A 15,948-nucleotide genomic window follows, 5' to 3' on the forward strand; every position below is an offset into this window, starting at 1 on the left:
ACGCTCGCCTGTGTGCCCTCCATGAACGACCTCGTACGCCAGCACACAGCCCTCAGTGAGTCCGACCTCGAGTGGCTGCATCTGCTGGTCTCGGAGTGGCAGCTGCTCTCCGACCTCTCCTTCGCGGATCTGGTGCTCTGGGTCCCCACCCGCGACGGCACCCGCTATGTGTCCGTCGCCCAGATGCGCCCCAACACCGGACCCACCTCCTACCAGGACGACATGGTCGGCCATCTCGTCCCGCGGGGCCGCCGTCCGCTGCTGGACGCGGCGCTCGACGAGGGGCGGATCGTCAGGGAGGGCGACCCCGAGTGGCGTGAGGAGGTGCCCGTACGGGTCGAGTCCATCCCCGTACGGCGCGACGGCCGGGTCCTCGGGGTCATCGCCCGCAACACCAATCTGCTCACGGTCCGCACGCCCAGCCGGCTGGAGCTCACCTACCTCCAGTCCGCCTCCGATCTGGCCCAGATGATCGCCGCGGGGTCCTTCCCCTTCCCCGGCCAGCAGGTCGACATGGACGCCTCCCCGCGCGTGGGCGACGGGCTGATCCGGCTGGACGCGGACGGGGTCGTCCAGTACGCGAGCCCCAACGCCCTGTCCGCGTATCACCGATTGGGACTCGCGTCCGACCTGGTGGGACACCACCTCGGCCGCACCACCGACGAACTGGCGCCCGCGCGCGGCCCGGTGGACGAGGCCATGGTCAAACTGGCCAGCGGCTACGCGCCACGCGAGACCGAGGTGGAGGGCAGCGGTGGGGTCATCCAACTGCGTGCCATCCCCCTCAAGCCCAAGGGCACCCGGATCGGCTCTCTGGTGCTGCTCCGCGATGTCACGGAACTGCGGCGGCGCGAGCGCGAGTTGATCACCAAGGACGCCACCATCCGGGAGATCCACCACCGGGTGAAGAACAACCTCCAGACGGTCGCCGCGCTCCTCAGGCTCCAGTCGAGGCGGATGGACTCCGCGCAGGGCAGGGAGGCCCTCGACGAGGCTGTACGGCGCGTCGGTTCGATCGCCATCGTGCACGAGACGCTGTCTCAGAATCTGGATGAACGCGTCGAGTTCGACGAGATCGCCGACCGGGTGCTGGCGATGGTCGCCGAGATCTCGCCCGGCAAGGTCGTCTGCCGCCGTACGGGGAAGTTCGGCGTGCTCGACGCCGAAGTGGCCACGCCCCTCTCGATGGTGCTCACCGAAATTCTCCAGAACGCGCTGGAGCACGCCTTCGCGCCGGGGGAGGAGGGCCGGGTCGATGTCTCGGCGGTCCGCAGCGGCGAGTCGCCCGGGGCCAAGCGCCGTGAGGGGGTCCGCTCGGACGCCCGGCTCATGATCACCGTCCAGGACGACGGGCGCGGTCTGCCCGAGGGGTTCGATCCGCAGCGGACCGGAAACCTGGGGCTCCAGATCGTGCGGACTCTGGTGGAAGGGGAGTTGGGCGGCGGCTTCGACATGGTGCCGGCGCCGGTGCGCGGTACGCGCGTACTGCTGGACATTCCGGTGGAGCCCCAGAAGTAGCCCGGAAGTAGCCGCCGTCGGCGAGCGTATTTTCGTACCGCCCAACACAGCAGCGAGCCCCGGACCGTGGTGACGGTCCGGGGCTCGGCTCGAAGCTCACTTTGCGATGCGCATCGGGGGGTACTGCGCGCTGCGTTTCGGGGGCGGGCCTATGCGTACACGCTGTACGCTCCGCCGGCTAGGGCTCGTGGCGGGGTGCTTCAGGCGGTCGCGTTACGCGCCCGGTTACGAGCGGCGCGGCGCTTCATAGCGCGGCGCTCGTCCTCGCTGAGGCCACCCCAGACACCCGAGTCCTGACCGGACTCAAGTGCCCACTGCAGGCACTGCTCCATAACGGGGCAGCGACGGCAGACGGCCTTGGCTTCCTCGATCTGCAGCAGCGCAGGACCGGTGTTGCCGATGGGGAAGAACAGCTCGGGGTCTTCCTCGCGGCAAACGGCGTTGTGACGCCAGTCCATGGCTGCTACCTCTCTTGGTATTACGTGCAGATTGCTTGTGAATGTGAACGCTTTCACGAATCCCCCGACAAGGGAAGGGCCGACCGCCAGTCGAGACCGGCGGGGTCCTTGGTTTGAGGAGGGGTTCTGGCTCTCAGAGAGGCCGATGTTGCGGGCCGTCCCGAGCGCCATGTAGAGATTCGCAAACCTCGGCGGCGGATACAACCCCTTCTGGAAAGTTTTTTTTGATTCCTCGGTGTCGACTAGGTCACAGCCGTACTTCCATGGGGTGGATGCCAGCCTAAACGTTCGAGTGAAAGGACTTTGGCCCCTTCCACTCACACAATCACACGCAGTGCACGGCGTACGCCTGTGAACGTCACGCTCGTGCGCAGTCCGAGATGGTCGCCGTCCATCTGGAAGGGGAGGGGCGCCTTGGAATGCAAGGTGAAGTCGGTCAGGTCATGAAGGGACACCGCATGGCGTCCGCGGGGGCCCCGATCGGGGGTCGAAGTGAGCAATTGGGTCGCATATCTGGCTACCGCCGGAGTCGACATTCTGCTCAACCCGAGGACATCGAGGGCCAGATCGAAAGAGGCCGCGGGGGACGCGTACACCGGACGATTGCCCAGGTAGGTCCAGGGGGCGGTGTTGCAGATTATGGAGAGGACAAGATCTTTCACCGGATCCTCACCGGGGCGTTCCAGTGTGATCAGCCCGCCCCGACGGTGCGGCTCCTCAAGGAACTGCCGTACCACCTGGCGCACATAAAGAGCGTGCGTCGACCGTTTCCCGCGTTCCCGCTGCTGTTCGACCCGCCCGATCACCCCCGCGTCGAAACCGAAGCCGGCGCAGAAGGTGAACCAGCGGGACGGCACGGACTCGTCCTCGGTGCCCGGCGTCCCGGCCGCCAGTCCCAGACCGACCGTACGTTCGCTCCGCAGGGCGAGCGCGTCCAGGATCGCACCGGTCGCCTCGACCGCGTCATTGGGCAGCCCGAGCGCGCGGGCGAAGACATTGGTCGAACCGCCGGGCACCACCGCGAGGCGCGGCAGCCGGTCGGGATCGGGGCCGTTGTGCAGCAGTCCGTTGACGACCTCGTTGACCGTGCCGTCACCGCCGAGGGCGACGACCAGCTCGATGTCATCCGAGTCGGCGGCCCGTCTGCCCAGGTCACGGGCGTGTCCGCGGTACTCCGTGGTTACCGCTTCCAGCTTCATCTCGCTGGCGAGCGCGTGGATCAGTACGTCACGTGTGCGGGCACTGGTGGTGGTTGCTGCCGGATTGACCACGAGGAGTGCGCGCATGCCGAGCAGATTACCGGCCGGGCGCCGGAGGAACGTCCCCGGGAGCCCGGGACGCCGGGGCCTGTCGGGCCGCGACACCGGGCCTGCCGGGCCCCGACGCCGGGGCCTGTCGGCCCGGAAAGCCGGGGCTGTCGGGGGGTGCGCGGCGGCCCTGTGGTTACCCTGCAGAGGTGAGCAGCAGCAGTGAGCAGACCGCCCCCGCATCCTCCCCGCGCCCTACGCGCCTGACCGCGGCGGCCGCCGCCTGTGGGCTCGAAGCCCTGGCACTGGTCGTCGGCGGTGTGTATCTGGTGGTGATGGGCCTGCTCGGGAAGCCCGACAGCCCGCAGCAGGCGGAGATGGGCGGGATCACCCTGATCGCGCTCGGTGTGATCCCGCTGATCGCCGCGCGCGGGCTGCTGCTGCGGCGCGCCTGGAGCCGGGGGCCCGCGCTGATCACCCAGATCATGGCGCTGCCCGTCGCCTATACGCTGCTGACCTCCACGGGCGGCATGATCCCGGCCGGGATCGCGCTCGCGGTGGTCGCGGTGACGGGGCTGGTCCTGCTGGTCAACCCCACCACCACGGAAGCCCTCGGTATCCGCGGCCCCGCCGGCGACTCCCGGTCGTAGCCCTCCGCGGCACGACCCCCGGCGCCGCCGGCTCCTACTCCTCCACCAACAGCCGCTCGCGCAGCTGCGCGAGCGTGCGGGCCAGCAGTCGCGAGACATGCATCTGCGAGATGCCGACCTCCTGCGCGATCTGCGACTGCGTCATGTTGCCGAAGAACCGCAGCAGAAGAATCCGCTTCTCCCGCGGCGGCAGATCCTCCAGCAGCGGCTTGAGCGACTCGCGGTACTCGACGCCTTCCAGCGCCTCGTCCTCCGCGCCCAGTGTGTCCGCGACCGCCGGGGATTCGTCGTCCGTGTCCGGGACGTCCAGTGACAGTGTGGAGTACGCGTTGGCGGACTCCAGGCCCTCCAGGACCTCTTCCTCCGAGATGCTGAGCCGCTCCGCCAGCTCATGGACCGTGGGCGAACGGCCGTGCTGCTGGGAGAGTTCGGCGGTGGCCGTCGTCAGGGCGAGCCGCAGTTCCTGGAGACGGCGCGGCACCCGGACCGCCCAGCCCTTGTCCCGGAAATGCCGTTTGATCTCCCCGACGACCGTCGGCGTCGCATAGGTCGAGAATTCGACCCCACGCTCCGGATCGAAGCGGTCCACGGACTTGATCAGGCCGATGGTGGCGACCTGTGTCAGATCGTCCAGCGGCTCGCCGCGGTTGCGGAACCGTCTCGCCAGATGCTCGACCAGCGGCAGATGCATCCGCACCAGTTGATTGCGGAGGTCCGCCTTCTCGGGCGAGCCGTCAGGCAGCTCGCGCAGCTCGACGAACATCGCCCGCGCCCCGCTGCGGTCATGTGGATCGTGCTGTTTGTCGTTGTGCTGCTCGCTCATAGTGGCCGCCCGCTCTGCCTGCGCCTGCTCCGCCGCGGCCGTCTGGCCGTCAAGCCCGTCCTCCGGATGGGGACGGGCCTGCTGCTCCGGGATGCCCGCGGGGGCGGGCTCCGGCTCCGACGGAGCTTCGTGCCCTTCCCGCGGCTCCCGTGGGATGCGCCCCTCGTCACGCACCGGACCGTCCCCGTTCCTCACGCCGGCCCGGGTCCCGCGCCGCGCTGTTTGTAGAGGCTGATGGTGACCGTACGGTCCTCCGCGACCGTCGAGTCGACCTTGCCGGCCAGCGCGGAGAGCACTGTCCAGGCGAAGGTGTCGCGCTCCGGCGCGCGTCCGTCGGTGGTGGGCGCCGACACGGTCACTTCGAGCGCGTCCTCGATGAGCCGGAAGACGCAGCTGAGTACGGAGCCCGGTACGGCCTGCTGGAGCAGGATCGCGCAGGCCTCGTCCACCGCGATGCGGAGGTCCTCGATCTCGTCGAGGGTGAAGTCCAAGCGCGCCGCGAGGCCGGCCGTGGCCGTACGCAGCACGGACAGGTAGGCACCCGCAGCGGGCAGCCGGACTTCCACGAAGTCCTGGGTCCCGGGCTCGCCTGCGATCTGGGACACCCTCACCTCCAAGGTGGCACAAGCTCTTCTGGGCTCAGGGACGGGGGGTGTCCAGGAGCCTTGCGGTACGTAGTCGGTACGTAGCCGGTCTGGAGTGGCGACGCTATCGCGATCCATGGTGCTGTGTCGCCGGGACCCCCACCCAGCGGCTGTCACTCATGGTAACCATATGAACACAGAAAGTGGCTAGAGGTCTGTGGCGTCCAATTACGAAGAACCGGCGGAGGGTTGACGTACCCAGTCGTCAGACGATCGAACCGTCCACGAAGCACCACCGCCAGCTCTCCCCGAGCTCGAAACTCCGCATCACGGCATGTCCCGTGTCCTTGAAGTGTTGTGTCGCGTGTTGGTACGGCGAGGAGTCACAGCAGCCGATCTTTCCGCAGACCAGACACTTCCGCAGTTGTACGGGGTGACTGCCGGCCGCGAGGCAGTCGTGGCAGGTGTCACCGTGCGGTGCGGGCTCGGGGTGCGGCAGTTCCGCGATGTGGGGGCACTCGCTCATGATGACCAGGTTACGACGGGTGCAGAGGACGTGGAATGGACGTATTGCCGCTGATCGCGCTGGTGGCGGGGAGCGCGGTCATCGCCGGCGCGGCTCGCAGGACGCCGGTGGCCGCGCCGTTGCTGTTGGTCGCCGCGGGGCTGGTCGCCTCGTATGTACCGGGTGTACCGGATTACACACTGGATCCGGATATCGTGCTGCCGCTGGTGCTGCCGCCGCTGTTGTACACGGCCGCGGTGGACAGTTCGTATCTCGATCTGCGCGCGAACATCAGACCGGTCGCGCTGCTGTCGGTGGGCTATGTCCTCTTCGCGACGGTCGCGGTCGGCTGGCTGGTGTACCTGCTGGTGCCCGATCTTCCGTTGACCGCGGCGCTGGTGCTCGGCGCGGTGGTCGCACCGCCGGACGCGGTCGCGGCCACGGCCATCGCGCGCAAACTGGGGCTGCCGAACCGGATCACCACCATCCTCCAGGGCGAGTCCCTGGTGAACGACGCGACCGCGATCACCGCGTTCAAGGTGGCGCTGGCCGCGGCGGTCGGCGAGGGCGCGAGCTGGGCCGGCGGGATCGGGGAGTTCGCGCTCGCCTCGCTCGGCGGCATCGGGGTGGGGCTGGTGCTGATGGTGCCGCTGCACTGGCTCCGGACCCATCTGACCGAAGCCCTGCTCCAGAACACCCTCTCGCTGCTCATCCCGTTCATCGCCTACGCGCTGGCCGAACACGTGGGCGCGTCAGGGGTGCTGGCCGTCGTCGTGGTCGCGCTCTATCTCGGACACCGTTCCTGGCAGGTGGACTTCGAGACCCGGCTCCAGGAAGCGGCGGTGTGGAAGATGGTCGCGTTCATCCTGGAGTCGGTGGTGTTCGCGCTGATCGGACTCCAGCTGTCCTACGTGCTCAAGGGACTCGGGGAGTACGGGGTCGGGCAGGCGCTGCTGTACGCGGTGGGCGTCTTCGCGGTGGTCGTGGTGGTCAGATTCGTCTGGGTCTATCCGGCGACCTTCGTGCCGCGCGTGCTGTCCCCGAGGATCAGGGAGCGCGAACCGGACACCGACTGGACCGGCCCGCTGATCGTCGGCTGGGCCGGGATGCGCGGTGTGGTGTCGCTGGCGATCGCGTTCTCCATTCCGCTGGCACTGGCGGACGGACGGCCGTTCCCCGGGCGCAATCTCGTCCTGTTCCTGACCTTCACGACCGTGATCGGCACGCTGGTGGTGCAGGGCCTCACGCTGCCTCCGCTGATCCGGCTGCTGAAGATCCCGGGCCGCGACCGGCAGGCCGAGACACTGGCCGAGGCGCAGGCGCAGAGCGAGGCGTCGGGGGCGGCTGAACGGCGGCTGGACGCACTGCTGAGAGATGAACGCAACGCGCTGCCGCCGCCACTGGCCGAACGGCTCCGGCACGTCCTGGACCGCCGCCGCAACGCGGTCTGGGAGCGGCTCGGGGCGGTCAACGAGGTGACGGGGGAGTCGGCGGACGAGACCTACCGGCGGCTGTCGCGGGAGATGATCGCGGCGGAGCGCGAGGTGTTCGTGGAACTGCGGGACCGGCGGCGGATCGACGACGAGATGATGCGGACGCTGCTGCGCAGACTGGACCTGGAGGAGGCGGCGGCCTACCGGGAGGAGGGCTGAGGCGGTTCCGGCCGAGGCGGCCTGGGCTCGCGCGGCTCGGGCCGGGACGGTTCCGGTCGAGGCGGTTCCGGCTGGGACGGTTCCGGATGGCCCGTGATGACGGCGGCGACGGTCGTGCCCGGCCGGAAGGCGCCCTCCTCGGCCAGTGTGGTCAGGCCGTACAGCATTTTGGCGACATAGAGACGTTCCACCCGCAGCCCGTGCCGCTCCCCGAACTCCTCGGCGAACGCGTCGAGGGCGGGGGTGGTACGGGCGAAGCCGCCGAAGTGGAAGCGTCCGTCGAGCCGCCAGTCGCCCACAGGGCCGCCGAACGCGGCCCGTTGGAGCTCCTGTATCTCCCGCTCCAGGAAGTCGCCCTTGAGCACCGGGAATCCCACGGCGCGCTGGCCGCTCCCCAGTCCGGCGGCCAGCCCCGCGAGCGTCCCGCCGGTGCCGCAGGCCACGGCGACGGTCCCGGCCACGCCGTGCAGCTCCCGACCCAGCTCGGCGCATCCCCGGGCCGCGAGCGCGTTGCTGCCGCCTTCGGGCACGACATACACGGCGTCGGGCTCCAGCCCCGCCCGGCCGAGGAACGCGGCCATCACCTCGGGCTCCGCCTTGCGCCGGTAGACCGCGCGGTCCACGAAACACAGCCGCATCCCGTCGGCCGCGCACCGGGCGAGCGACGGATTGAGCGGCCGGCCCGCCAGCTCCTCGCCCCGTACGACACCGACGGTGGCGAAGCCGAGGAGCCGCCCGGCGGCGGCGGTCGCGCGCAGATGGTTGGAGTACGCGCCGCCGAAGGTCAGCAGCGTCCGCCGGCCGCTCGCGGCGGCGGCGTGCAGATTCGGAGCCAGTTTGCGCCACTTGTTGCCGGCCAGTTCGGGGTGGATCAGATCGTCGCGTTTGAGCAGCAGCCGTACGCCGTGGCGCGTGAAACGTTCGTCGTCGGCGGGCACCAGCGGCGAGGGCAGCCGGGGCCGCAGGGCGGCGAGGTCGGGCGTTTCAGGGTCGGGCACCCCTTCATTGTGGCGTCTTCGCCGTGGCGTCCCGCGGGGGGGAGCGCCGCCGGTCTCCGCGCGGGTACCGGCGGCGCGCGACGCCTGGACGAACGTGCGCGTGTAATTCCCCGTTCTGGGCGATCCAGTCCCACTCATATGTGTAATGGCGGATGCACGCCACGTGATGGAACCATTCTTCTCGCAGGTCGGTACATGATCGAAGGGGAGACTTCATGTCGGTTGGTAACGAGGTTCTCGCAGGGCAGCCGCCGTCCCAGCAGAGTCTGGGAACGGCCGCGGCCCGGAACCTGGCGACCACCACCAAATCGGTACCGCAGATGCAGGAGATCACCTCACGGTGGCTGCTGCGGATGCTGCCCTGGGTGCAGGTCCAGGGCGGTACGTACCGGGTGAACCGCAGGCTCAGCCACGCGGTCGGCGACGGACGCGTGACGTTCGTGCAGACGGGGGACCGGGTGGCGGTCATCCCCGCCGAGCTCGGCGAGCTGCCGGCGCTGCGCGCGTACGGTGACGAGGGCGTGCTGGCCGAGCTGGCGCGCCGCTGCGAGCAGCGGGAGTTCGCGGCGGGCCAGGTCATGGTGGCCTCCGGCGACGCGGCGGACGAGGTCTTCCTGCTGGCGCACGGACGGGTCGAGAAGGTGGGCTCGGGTCCCTACGGGGACGACGCGGTGCTCGAAGTACTCGCCGACGGGGCGTACTTCGGCGACCAGGCCCTGCTGGACGGGGAGGCCACCTGGGAGTACACCGCGCGCGCGGTGACCGCCTGCACCGTGCTGGTGCTGAGCCGGGGGGACGTACGCAACCTCGCGGAGCGCGAGGAGTCGCTGCGCGACCATCTGGCGGCGTTGGTGTCCGTACCGCGCCAGCGCACCAACAAGTACGGCGAGGCCGCCATCGATCTCTCCGCCGGACATGTCGGAGAGAGCGTCGTACCCCATACGTTCGTGGACTACGACGCGACGCCGCGCGAGTACGAACTGAGCGTCGCGCAGACCGTGCTGAAGGTGCACAGCCGGGTCGCCGACCTCTACAACCAGCCCATGAACCAGACCGAGCAGCAGTTGCGGCTCACGGTCGAGGCGCTGCGCGAGCGCCAGGAGCACGAGCTGATCAACAACCGCGAGTTCGGCCTGCTCAACAACTGCGACTACGGGCAGCGGCTCCAGCCGTACGACGGCGGACCGAGCCCGGACGACATGGACGAGCTGCTCTCCCGCCGCCGCGGCTCGAAGATGTTCCTCGCGCACCCGCGGGCCATCGCCGCGTTCGGGCGCGAGTGCAACAAGCGGGGGCTCGTTCCGGGCAGTGTGGAGGTGGCGGGCCATCATGTGCCCGCCTGGCGCGGGGTGCCGATCTTCCCGTCCAACAAGATCCCGATCTCGGACGCCCGGACGACCTCGATCATCTGTATGCGTACGGGCGAGGCCGAGCAGGGTGTCATCGGCCTTCAGCAGAGCGGGATCCCGGACGAGATCGAGCCGAGCCTGTCGGTGCGCTTCATGGGCATCGACGAGCAGGCGATCATCTCGTACCTGGTCACGGCCTACTACTCGGCCGCCATTCTGGTGCCGGACGCCGTCGGTGTGCTGGAGAACGTGGAAGTGGGCCGCTGGGGGTGAGGTGACCGGCCCGGGGCGGGCCCGGCCGTGCTGTCCGTACGGCCGGGCCCCCGGGGCACCCGGACACCGACACCCGGACACCGACACCCGGACACCGGCACCCGGTGTCGGGCCCTGGTCCGCACCGCACGCCCCATGCCCGTGCCGCATGCCCCGTGCCCATGCCGCATGCCCTATGTCCCATGTCCCGTGGCACATGCGGCATGCCGTACGCCGCATGCCGCATGCCGCAGAGGAAGTGACCGTGACCATGACCAGCAGCGAGGGCCACGAGGCCGTGGCACTCCTGGAGCGCACCCGCACCGCTGTCCATCCCGAACTCCGCTCCACCGTCGAGTCGTTGCCCGATTCCCTGCGCCGGGTCGCGATGTACCACTTCGGCTGGGAGCACGCCGACGGCACCCCGGCCTCGGGCCGGGCGGGCAAGGTGATCAGACCCGCCCTCGTCCTCGCCGCGGCACGCTCGCTCGGCGGGGATCCGCACCACGCCGTACGAGCCGCCGTCGCCGTCGAGCTGGCCCACAACTTCACGCTGCTCCACGACGATGTGATCGACGAGGACCCGACCCGACGGCATCGCGCCACCGCTTGGACGGTCTTCGGTACCGCCGACGCCATCATCGCGGGCGACGCCATGATGGCCCTCGCGCTGCGGCTGCTCGCCGAGGACCCGCACCCGGCGTCGGCCGCCGCCTCCGCCAGGCTCACGGCCTGCGTCATCGAGCTGTGCGCGGGCCAGCAGGCGGACTGCGCCTTCGAGCAGCGCGATCCGCACGAGGTCTCGCTGGACGAGTGCGTGGCCATGGCGACGGCCAAGACCGGTGCCCTGCTGGGCGCTTCCTGCGCCCTCGGCGCGCTGTACGCGGGCGCGGGGGAGGAGCAGGTCGCCGCGCTGGATGCCTTCGGCAGGGAGGCGGGGCTCGCCTTCCAGCTGATCGACGACCTGATCGGGATCTGGGGGGAGCCCGACCGTACGGGCAAACCGGCCGGTGCCGATCTGGCCGCCCACAAGAAGTCCCTGCCGGTGGTCGCGGCCCTGGCCTCGGGCACCCCGGCGGCCGAGGAACTGGCCGAGCTGTACCGGGGGCCGATGGACGCCGGGGCCGTGGCGCGCGCGGCCGACGCCGTCGAACGGGCGGGCGGGCGCGACTGGGCGCAGTTCCAGGCGGCCGAGCGGATGTCCCGGGCCGTGCACGAACTGTCCCGGGCGGTCCCCGATCTCTCGGCGGCGGACGATCTGCTCGCCCTGGCGGAGTTCGTGACGCGCCGTACCCGCTGAGGCGGGCGGACGACAGCAGCGGGAATTCCGCTTGCGCGACCACTCCACCCGAATCACTATGAGTGCAGTGGTCAAGCGCTCTCGGGGCGCCGGCCCTTCCCGTCGTCCAGTGGCCCGGAGGATCCGGCTTGCGCAAGCTCACGTACTACATCGCGGTATCGATCGACGGGTTCATCGGCGACCCCTCAGGGGACGGGACGGCCTTTCTGTCCTTCGTGGACGAGGAGTTCCTCGCCTTCATGAAGGCGGAGTACCCGGAGGCCCTGCCCACCCATGGCCGCCGGCCCCTCGGTATCGACGATCTGGAGAACCGGCGCTTCGACACCATCATCCAGGGCCGGGCCAGTTACGACCTCGTCCTGAAGGGCGGGATCACCAGCCCGTACGCGCACCTGCGCCAGTACGTGGTGTCGCGCAGCATCAAGGAGAGCCCGGATCCCGCGGTCGAGATCGTCTCCGGGGACGTCGTCGCGAAGGTGCGGGAACTGAAGGCGGAGGAGGGCGGGTTCGGGATCTATCTCTGCGGCGGCGCCGATCTCGCCGGGCAGCTGGTCGACGAGATCGACGAGCTGATCATCAAGACGTATCCGCTGGTCCTCGGCTCGGGAATGCCGATGTTCGCCGCGGATTTCGCCCTCGCTGAGTTCGCCCTGGAATCCGTAAGGACGTTCGGGAACGGTGTGCTCGTGAGGAAGTATGACCGGAAGCCGTGACCCGTGCTGCGACGGAAGATCCGGTACCGCTACAGTCCGCGCCATGACAGCGGAGTCGACGGATTCATGGGCGGGTTGGTACCGGGACCGCCTTGGCGCGGAAGCGATCACCCTGAGCGCGGGTGGACGGCAAGTACGTACTCATATCAGGGGAGTTGAGTACGAAGGGGCGGATTTCGCCGTCCTGGAAGCGGTGGGGGCGGGCGGGCCGCTGTCGTCCTGCGTCATGGAATGGGACATACCGCTGCCCGTCAGTTCGGCCGACGCGGTCCAGCAGGCCACGCTCAGCTGTCTGCTGACGCTCGGTGACCGGGCGGCCGAGGGTCCGGTCGGCCGGGCGGAGCTGAGCCTGACGCTGCACTGCGGCGGGGCGGCCTACGCGTCGGGGATCGCCGGGGGAGGCTTCGAGGAGGCGCTCGGCCGGATCCGGCGTCAGCTGCCGAGCGGTACGGAACTGGGCGACCGGCCGCTGGTGGGAGCGTCCTGACGAGCTGACCTCCGGGACCTCTCGGTCCCTCTCGGGATCTCCCGGGACCCCCTGGGGCCTCCCGGGACGCCTCCGGCCCCCGGGACAGCCCTTGGTCGTCTAGTCGGGGACCGGGGCGTCGTCGTGGAGGACCAACCCCTCCGCGATGTCGGCCGGTTGGAATCCGGCCACCATCAGTCCGTCGAGCAGCGCGTCCAGCCGGGCGCGCGCCGCCAGTCTGCCGACTCCGCGGGCGCGCTGTGTCACGGAGCGCTCCTGGACCCCGCGCGACAGCACCCGGCGCGCGGCGCGCGAGACATGCGCGCTGTGCCGTTCGGCGACCGCGGCCAGGCGTCGGGTGTCGTACGGGATCGGCAGCCGCAGCGTGACACGGTGCTCGAAGTGACAGTACGCGGGCAGCGTCGCGGCCTCGGCGTCGGTCTGCGGCACCCCCTCGTTCCAGGGCGCCGCCACCAGCTTCGTCCGTACGACGGGGAACCCGGCCTCCGCGAGGCGCTCCGCACACCGCTCGGCGGCCCGGCGCTGCTCGTCGAGCGTGCCCGTACCGGGCAGGGTGAGCGTCGGCCTGGACGGGGTACGGCCGCGGTCCAGGACGACGAGGCTGACCGCGAGGCCATGGGCGGCGGCCCAGTCATGGAGACACGCGACCCGGTCCGGGCGGTCGGCCCGTACGGTCAGGAGTGTCTCGAAATCGCCCTTGATGGTCCGGCCGAGATCACGGGCGAGATCGTGGCCGGGCTCGCCGGGGGGCTCGCGATGCGGCTCGCGATGGGGCTCGCGGTGGGGCGACGCGCCGGTCTCCGAACTTAAGTCCACCGAGAGAAGTTACCAAGGGGGACACAGGAAGGGGCGCCCCTGGGTGAGTTCGGGGCGCCCCTGATCATGCGAGGGAGGTCAGGCGTGTGGTCTCCGCGGGGGAGGTCAGGAGACCTTGGCCAGCGCGGCGGCGAGGCCGTTCGCCCACAGGGTGTTGACCCGGGAGCGCTCGGCCGCGTTCGGCTGGGCGTTCTGGCAGGAGGTGCCGGGGCCGCCGCCGGACATCAGCTCGCTGCACGGGCCGGAGTAGTGGTCGGGGAGGCCGAGGACGTGCCCGGTCTCGTGTGCGGTGACGCGGGTGGAGTTGTACTGCTGGTTCTGCCGGTAGTCCAGGAAGATGTAGCCGGAACCGTGACCGTCGGTGCTCGCGTACGAGCCGCGCGAGTCATTGCCCTCGTAGTACGTGAAGTCCGCGTTGCTGCCCGCCTGGAGCTTCACATTGGAGACGGCGCTGTTCCATATCGAGGTGGAACTGGCTATCTGGCCGGCGAAGGTGGGCGCGTTCGACGCGTTGTAGACCACGGTGACGGCCTGGGCGCCGGGGTTCGCGGCACGCTTCTCGGCGACCGACTTCAGGACGGCCTCGAAGAACGCCTTGTTGCCCGCGGCCTCCGCCTTCGAGCCCTCGTAGGCGGCGTACGAGGAGGTGGCGGCCTCGCCGGCGGGGGCCGGAGCAGCGGTGGCGGTGGGGGCGACACCGAGCGTCGCGAATGCCAGACCGATACCGGCGATCGCGGAAATGGCGGTCTTGGGGTGTCTCATGTGGGGGGCTCCTACGTGTCCGTTGAACGGGTTCGGTACCGCAGAGTCTCGGGGAGTCCGCCCTTGTGCGGATGATGTCAAAGACCGATAGCACGAGCGCATCACCCTGGCCGTATATCTTCGAATGCGCCTCCAATTACAGGGATTTGGACATCTGGTGTGGTGCGGGAGGCCGCTCTACTCTCTGGGCATGGAGCTGGAGGTGAGACATCTGCGTGCCCTGTGTGCCATTGCCGATGCGGGCAGTCTGCACAAGGCGGCGCGACAGCTGGGGATGAGCCAGCCATCCCTGACCACGCAATTGCGGCGCATCGAGAACGCGTTGGGCGCGGAGCTGTTCTCCCGGGAACGTACCGGCTGCCGGCCCACCCCGCTGGGCCGCTCGGTACTGAGCAGGGCCCGTCCGCTCGTCTCCGGGATGGCCTCGCTGGTCGCCGAGGCGCGGGTGGCGGCCGGTCTGGCCGACGGACCGAGGCTGCGGATCGGCTCCACCGCGAGCCGCGCCCTGGTGGGATGGCTGCGCCGGCTCAGAAATCGGCTGCCCGGTACGGATATCTCCCTCCATATGGACGTCTCCGCCAACGCGTTGCTGCGGATGGTCGCCGCGGGCCAGCTCGACGTGGCGTTCGTCCACGAGGTGGAGGGCTGCCCGCTGCTCGTTCCCGAGGGGCTGGAGCGGCGCGTACTGGTCGAACGGGAACCGCAGTTCATCTCCATGGCCAGGGACCATCCGGCGGCGGGCAGCCCCGTCGTGGAACTGGCGGATCTCGCCGAGGACCGCTGGATGGTCGATCCGACGGTGGACGGTGAATGGGACGGGCTGCGCCGGGTATTGGGCGCGGCCGGGCTCAACCCGCCCGTATTGCATGGGGATTACCTCACGGCTGCCTCACTGATCGCGGTCGGCGAGGCGGTCGCGCCCTGCCAGCCCACGTCGGGCCCGCGCGACGACATGGCGATACGGCCGCTGCGGGACGATCCGCTGGCGGTGCGGCTGCTGCTCTTCTCGCGCCGTGGCGCGGAGGGGGCGGCCACGGGGGGAGCGGGCGTGGAGGGGGCCGGCGGCCACGATGAGGTGTTCACGGACCTGGAGGCGTCGTACCGGGAGGCGGCGCTGCGTGCGGTCCACTACCGCAGATGGCTGACCGCCCACAAGAGCCCCCTGCTGCACGCTCCGGCGGCCTGAGGGGGCGCCGCTTCACGGGGTCCGACCGGGTTCCGACGGGGGCTGCTCCATGGGGGAGCGCAGCCGGAAACCGGTTGATCGGACCGAGCCCGGCCGAGTAAGCAGGAGCCGTGCCCGTAGCTGACGGGCGGCCCCTCCGAGGAGTGACGATGGCTCACCGCATGACCGTGCCCGGCCTGTTTCCGCCGCCCGACTACGCGCATACGGCGATCGTCGAAACGGACCGGCGCCTCGCCTTCCTCGCCGGATCCGTACCGCTCGACGCCGACGGCACGCTCGTCGGCCCCGGCGATTTCGAGGCCCAGACGGAGCAGGTTCTCGCCAATCTGGAGACCGCGCTGCGCGCGATCGGATGCGGCCTGTCCGATGTCGTGGCGACCACGGTGTACGTGGCCGCGACGGAGCCGGCCGATCTCAGCCGGGTCTGGGAGGTGGTCCGCAAGAGCGGCCTGACCCTGGCCCCGCACACCTCCACGCTGCTCGGGGTCACCTGCCTCGGATACACGGGCCAGCTGGTGGAGATCACGGCCGTGGCCGAGGCCCCCTGACGCCTCTCTCCCTCGCTTGGAGCCCGTCGACCCCCGACGCCGATGTCAGTCCCCTCTGAGATGCTGCCCCCCTTGGCGCGGTGCGCCGTGCAAGACGGCA

At 70.0% G+C, this 15,948-nt stretch carries 17 protein-coding genes; 9 read left to right on the forward strand and 8 right to left on the reverse strand.

Going from position 1 to position 15,948, the window contains the following annotated elements; genetic code table 11:
- Positions 1-21 precede the first annotated feature (21 nt).
- Positions 22-1,518 (forward strand): PAS domain-containing sensor histidine kinase, encoded by a 1,497-nt coding sequence (locus ACIRQP_RS05765; RefSeq protein WP_403884381.1) that lies wholly within the window; start codon positions 22-24, stop codon positions 1,516-1,518.
- Positions 1,519-1,718: 200 nt separating this feature from the next.
- Here the strand turns inward: ACIRQP_RS05765 and ACIRQP_RS05770 are convergent, their stop codons facing one another.
- Complete coding sequence (locus ACIRQP_RS05770; RefSeq protein WP_004937597.1) at positions 1,719-1,976, reverse strand: WhiB family transcriptional regulator; 258 nt, start codon at positions 1,974-1,976, stop codon at positions 1,719-1,721.
- Positions 1,977-2,293: 317 nt separating this feature from the next.
- Positions 2,294-3,262, reverse strand: a complete 969-nt coding sequence (locus ACIRQP_RS05775) for a diacylglycerol kinase family protein (RefSeq protein WP_030352801.1) — start codon at positions 3,260-3,262, stop codon at positions 2,294-2,296.
- Positions 3,263-3,432: 170 nt separating this feature from the next.
- Here ACIRQP_RS05775 and ACIRQP_RS05780 point away from each other — a divergent pair, with 170 nt between their 5' ends.
- Complete coding sequence (locus tag ACIRQP_RS05780) at positions 3,433-3,873, forward strand: hypothetical protein (RefSeq protein WP_403883974.1); 441 nt, start codon at positions 3,433-3,435, stop codon at positions 3,871-3,873.
- 34 nt (positions 3,874-3,907) lie between these two features.
- Here ACIRQP_RS05780 and ACIRQP_RS05785 read toward each other — a convergent pair whose 3' ends face one another.
- The 3 genes from ACIRQP_RS05785 to ACIRQP_RS05795 form a co-directional block, all read right to left on the reverse strand.
- Complete coding sequence (locus ACIRQP_RS05785) at positions 3,908-4,891, reverse strand: RNA polymerase sigma factor SigF (protein ID WP_403883977.1); 984 nt, start codon at positions 4,889-4,891, stop codon at positions 3,908-3,910.
- Positions 4,888-5,301, reverse strand: coding sequence for an anti-sigma regulatory factor (locus ACIRQP_RS05790; protein WP_030352798.1), 414 nt, complete (start codon positions 5,299-5,301; stop codon positions 4,888-4,890). Before ACIRQP_RS05790 ends, ACIRQP_RS05785 begins: the two co-directional genes overlap by 4 nt.
- Positions 5,302-5,545: 244 nt before the next feature.
- Positions 5,546-5,806 (reverse strand): UBP-type zinc finger domain-containing protein, encoded by a 261-nt coding sequence (locus ACIRQP_RS05795; protein ID WP_403883980.1) that lies wholly within the window; start codon positions 5,804-5,806, stop codon positions 5,546-5,548.
- Between the two features lie 35 nt (positions 5,807-5,841).
- Between ACIRQP_RS05795 and ACIRQP_RS05800 the strand changes: the two genes are divergently transcribed.
- Positions 5,842-7,437: a Na+/H+ antiporter gene (locus ACIRQP_RS05800; RefSeq protein WP_403883983.1), complete on the forward strand. Its 1,596-nt coding sequence runs from the start codon at positions 5,842-5,844 to the stop codon at positions 7,435-7,437.
- Here ACIRQP_RS05800 and ACIRQP_RS05805 read toward each other — a convergent pair.
- Positions 7,419-8,435 (reverse strand): 1-aminocyclopropane-1-carboxylate deaminase/D-cysteine desulfhydrase, encoded by a 1,017-nt coding sequence (locus ACIRQP_RS05805; RefSeq protein ID WP_403883986.1) that lies wholly within the window; start codon positions 8,433-8,435, stop codon positions 7,419-7,421. The genes ACIRQP_RS05800 and ACIRQP_RS05805 overlap by 19 nt on opposite strands.
- Before the next feature lie 215 nt (positions 8,436-8,650).
- Here ACIRQP_RS05805 and ACIRQP_RS05810 point away from each other — a divergent pair, with 215 nt between their 5' ends.
- The 4 genes from ACIRQP_RS05810 (at position 8,651) to ACIRQP_RS05825 (ending at position 12,536) form a co-directional block, all read left to right on the forward strand.
- Entirely contained in the window at positions 8,651-10,057 is a 1,407-nt protein-coding gene (locus ACIRQP_RS05810; RefSeq protein WP_403883989.1) for a family 2B encapsulin nanocompartment shell protein, read from the forward strand.
- 217 nt (positions 10,058-10,274) lie between these two features.
- Positions 10,275-11,336, forward strand: a complete 1,062-nt coding sequence (locus ACIRQP_RS05815) for a family 2 encapsulin nanocompartment cargo protein polyprenyl transferase (protein WP_403883992.1) — start codon at positions 10,275-10,277, stop codon at positions 11,334-11,336.
- Between the two features lie 128 nt (positions 11,337-11,464).
- A complete protein-coding gene (locus ACIRQP_RS05820) occupies positions 11,465-12,049 on the forward strand; it encodes a dihydrofolate reductase family protein (RefSeq protein WP_403883995.1) in 585 nt (194 codons plus the stop codon).
- 43 nt (positions 12,050-12,092) lie between these two features.
- Positions 12,093-12,536: a DUF6304 family protein gene (locus tag ACIRQP_RS05825; RefSeq protein WP_403883998.1), complete on the forward strand. Its 444-nt coding sequence runs from the start codon at positions 12,093-12,095 to the stop codon at positions 12,534-12,536.
- A gap of 99 nt (positions 12,537-12,635) precedes the next feature.
- Here the strand turns inward: ACIRQP_RS05825 and ACIRQP_RS05830 are convergent, their stop codons facing one another.
- Positions 12,636-13,352, reverse strand: a complete 717-nt coding sequence (locus ACIRQP_RS05830) for a hypothetical protein (RefSeq protein ID WP_403884001.1) — start codon at positions 13,350-13,352, stop codon at positions 12,636-12,638.
- A gap of 105 nt (positions 13,353-13,457) precedes the next feature.
- Positions 13,458-14,114 (reverse strand): snapalysin, encoded by a 657-nt coding sequence (snpA, locus tag ACIRQP_RS05835; RefSeq protein WP_403884004.1) that lies wholly within the window; start codon positions 14,112-14,114, stop codon positions 13,458-13,460.
- Positions 14,115-14,304: 190 nt separating this feature from the next.
- Here snpA and ACIRQP_RS05840 point away from each other — a divergent pair, with 190 nt between their 5' ends.
- Together ACIRQP_RS05840 and ACIRQP_RS05845 are read left to right on the forward strand one after the other, a co-directional pair.
- On the forward strand, positions 14,305-15,300 hold the full coding sequence (locus ACIRQP_RS05840) for a LysR family transcriptional regulator (protein WP_403884007.1): 996 nt from the start codon (positions 14,305-14,307) through the stop codon (positions 15,298-15,300).
- Between the two features lie 149 nt (positions 15,301-15,449).
- Positions 15,450-15,848, forward strand: coding sequence for a RidA family protein (locus ACIRQP_RS05845; RefSeq protein WP_403884009.1), 399 nt, complete (start codon positions 15,450-15,452; stop codon positions 15,846-15,848).
- Positions 15,849-15,948 lie beyond the last annotated feature (100 nt).

The sequence above is a fragment of the Streptomyces sp. NPDC102274 genome, assembly GCF_044766385.1.
In the GTDB taxonomy this organism is placed as follows: Bacteria; Actinomycetota; Actinomycetes; order Streptomycetales; family Streptomycetaceae; genus Streptomyces.

Coding starts and splice junctions, on each gene's coding strand:
- ACIRQP_RS05810 (WP_403883989.1), top strand. CDS start 8,651: ATGTCGGTTGGTAACGAGGTTCTCGCAGGGCAGCCGCCGTCCCAGCAG.
- ACIRQP_RS05825 (WP_403883998.1), top strand. CDS start 12,093: ATGACAGCGGAGTCGACGGATTCATGGGCGGGTTGGTACCGGGACCGC.
- ACIRQP_RS05770 (WP_004937597.1), bottom strand. CDS start 1,976: ATGGACTGGCGTCACAACGCCGTTTGCCGCGAGGAAGACCCCGAGCTG.
- ACIRQP_RS05815 (WP_403883992.1), top strand. CDS start 10,275: ATGCCGCATGCCGCAGAGGAAGTGACCGTGACCATGACCAGCAGCGAG.
- snpA (WP_403884004.1), bottom strand. CDS start 14,114: ATGAGACACCCCAAGACCGCCATTTCCGCGATCGCCGGTATCGGTCTG.
- ACIRQP_RS05845 (WP_403884009.1), top strand. CDS start 15,450: ATGGCTCACCGCATGACCGTGCCCGGCCTGTTTCCGCCGCCCGACTAC.
- ACIRQP_RS05795 (WP_403883980.1), bottom strand. CDS start 5,806: ATGAGCGAGTGCCCCCACATCGCGGAACTGCCGCACCCCGAGCCCGCA.
- ACIRQP_RS05840 (WP_403884007.1), top strand. CDS start 14,305: ATGGAGCTGGAGGTGAGACATCTGCGTGCCCTGTGTGCCATTGCCGAT.
- ACIRQP_RS05765 (WP_403884381.1), top strand. CDS start 22: ATGAACGACCTCGTACGCCAGCACACAGCCCTCAGTGAGTCCGACCTC.
- ACIRQP_RS05775 (WP_030352801.1), bottom strand. CDS start 3,262: ATGCGCGCACTCCTCGTGGTCAATCCGGCAGCAACCACCACCAGTGCC.
- ACIRQP_RS05800 (WP_403883983.1), top strand. CDS start 5,842: ATGGACGTATTGCCGCTGATCGCGCTGGTGGCGGGGAGCGCGGTCATC.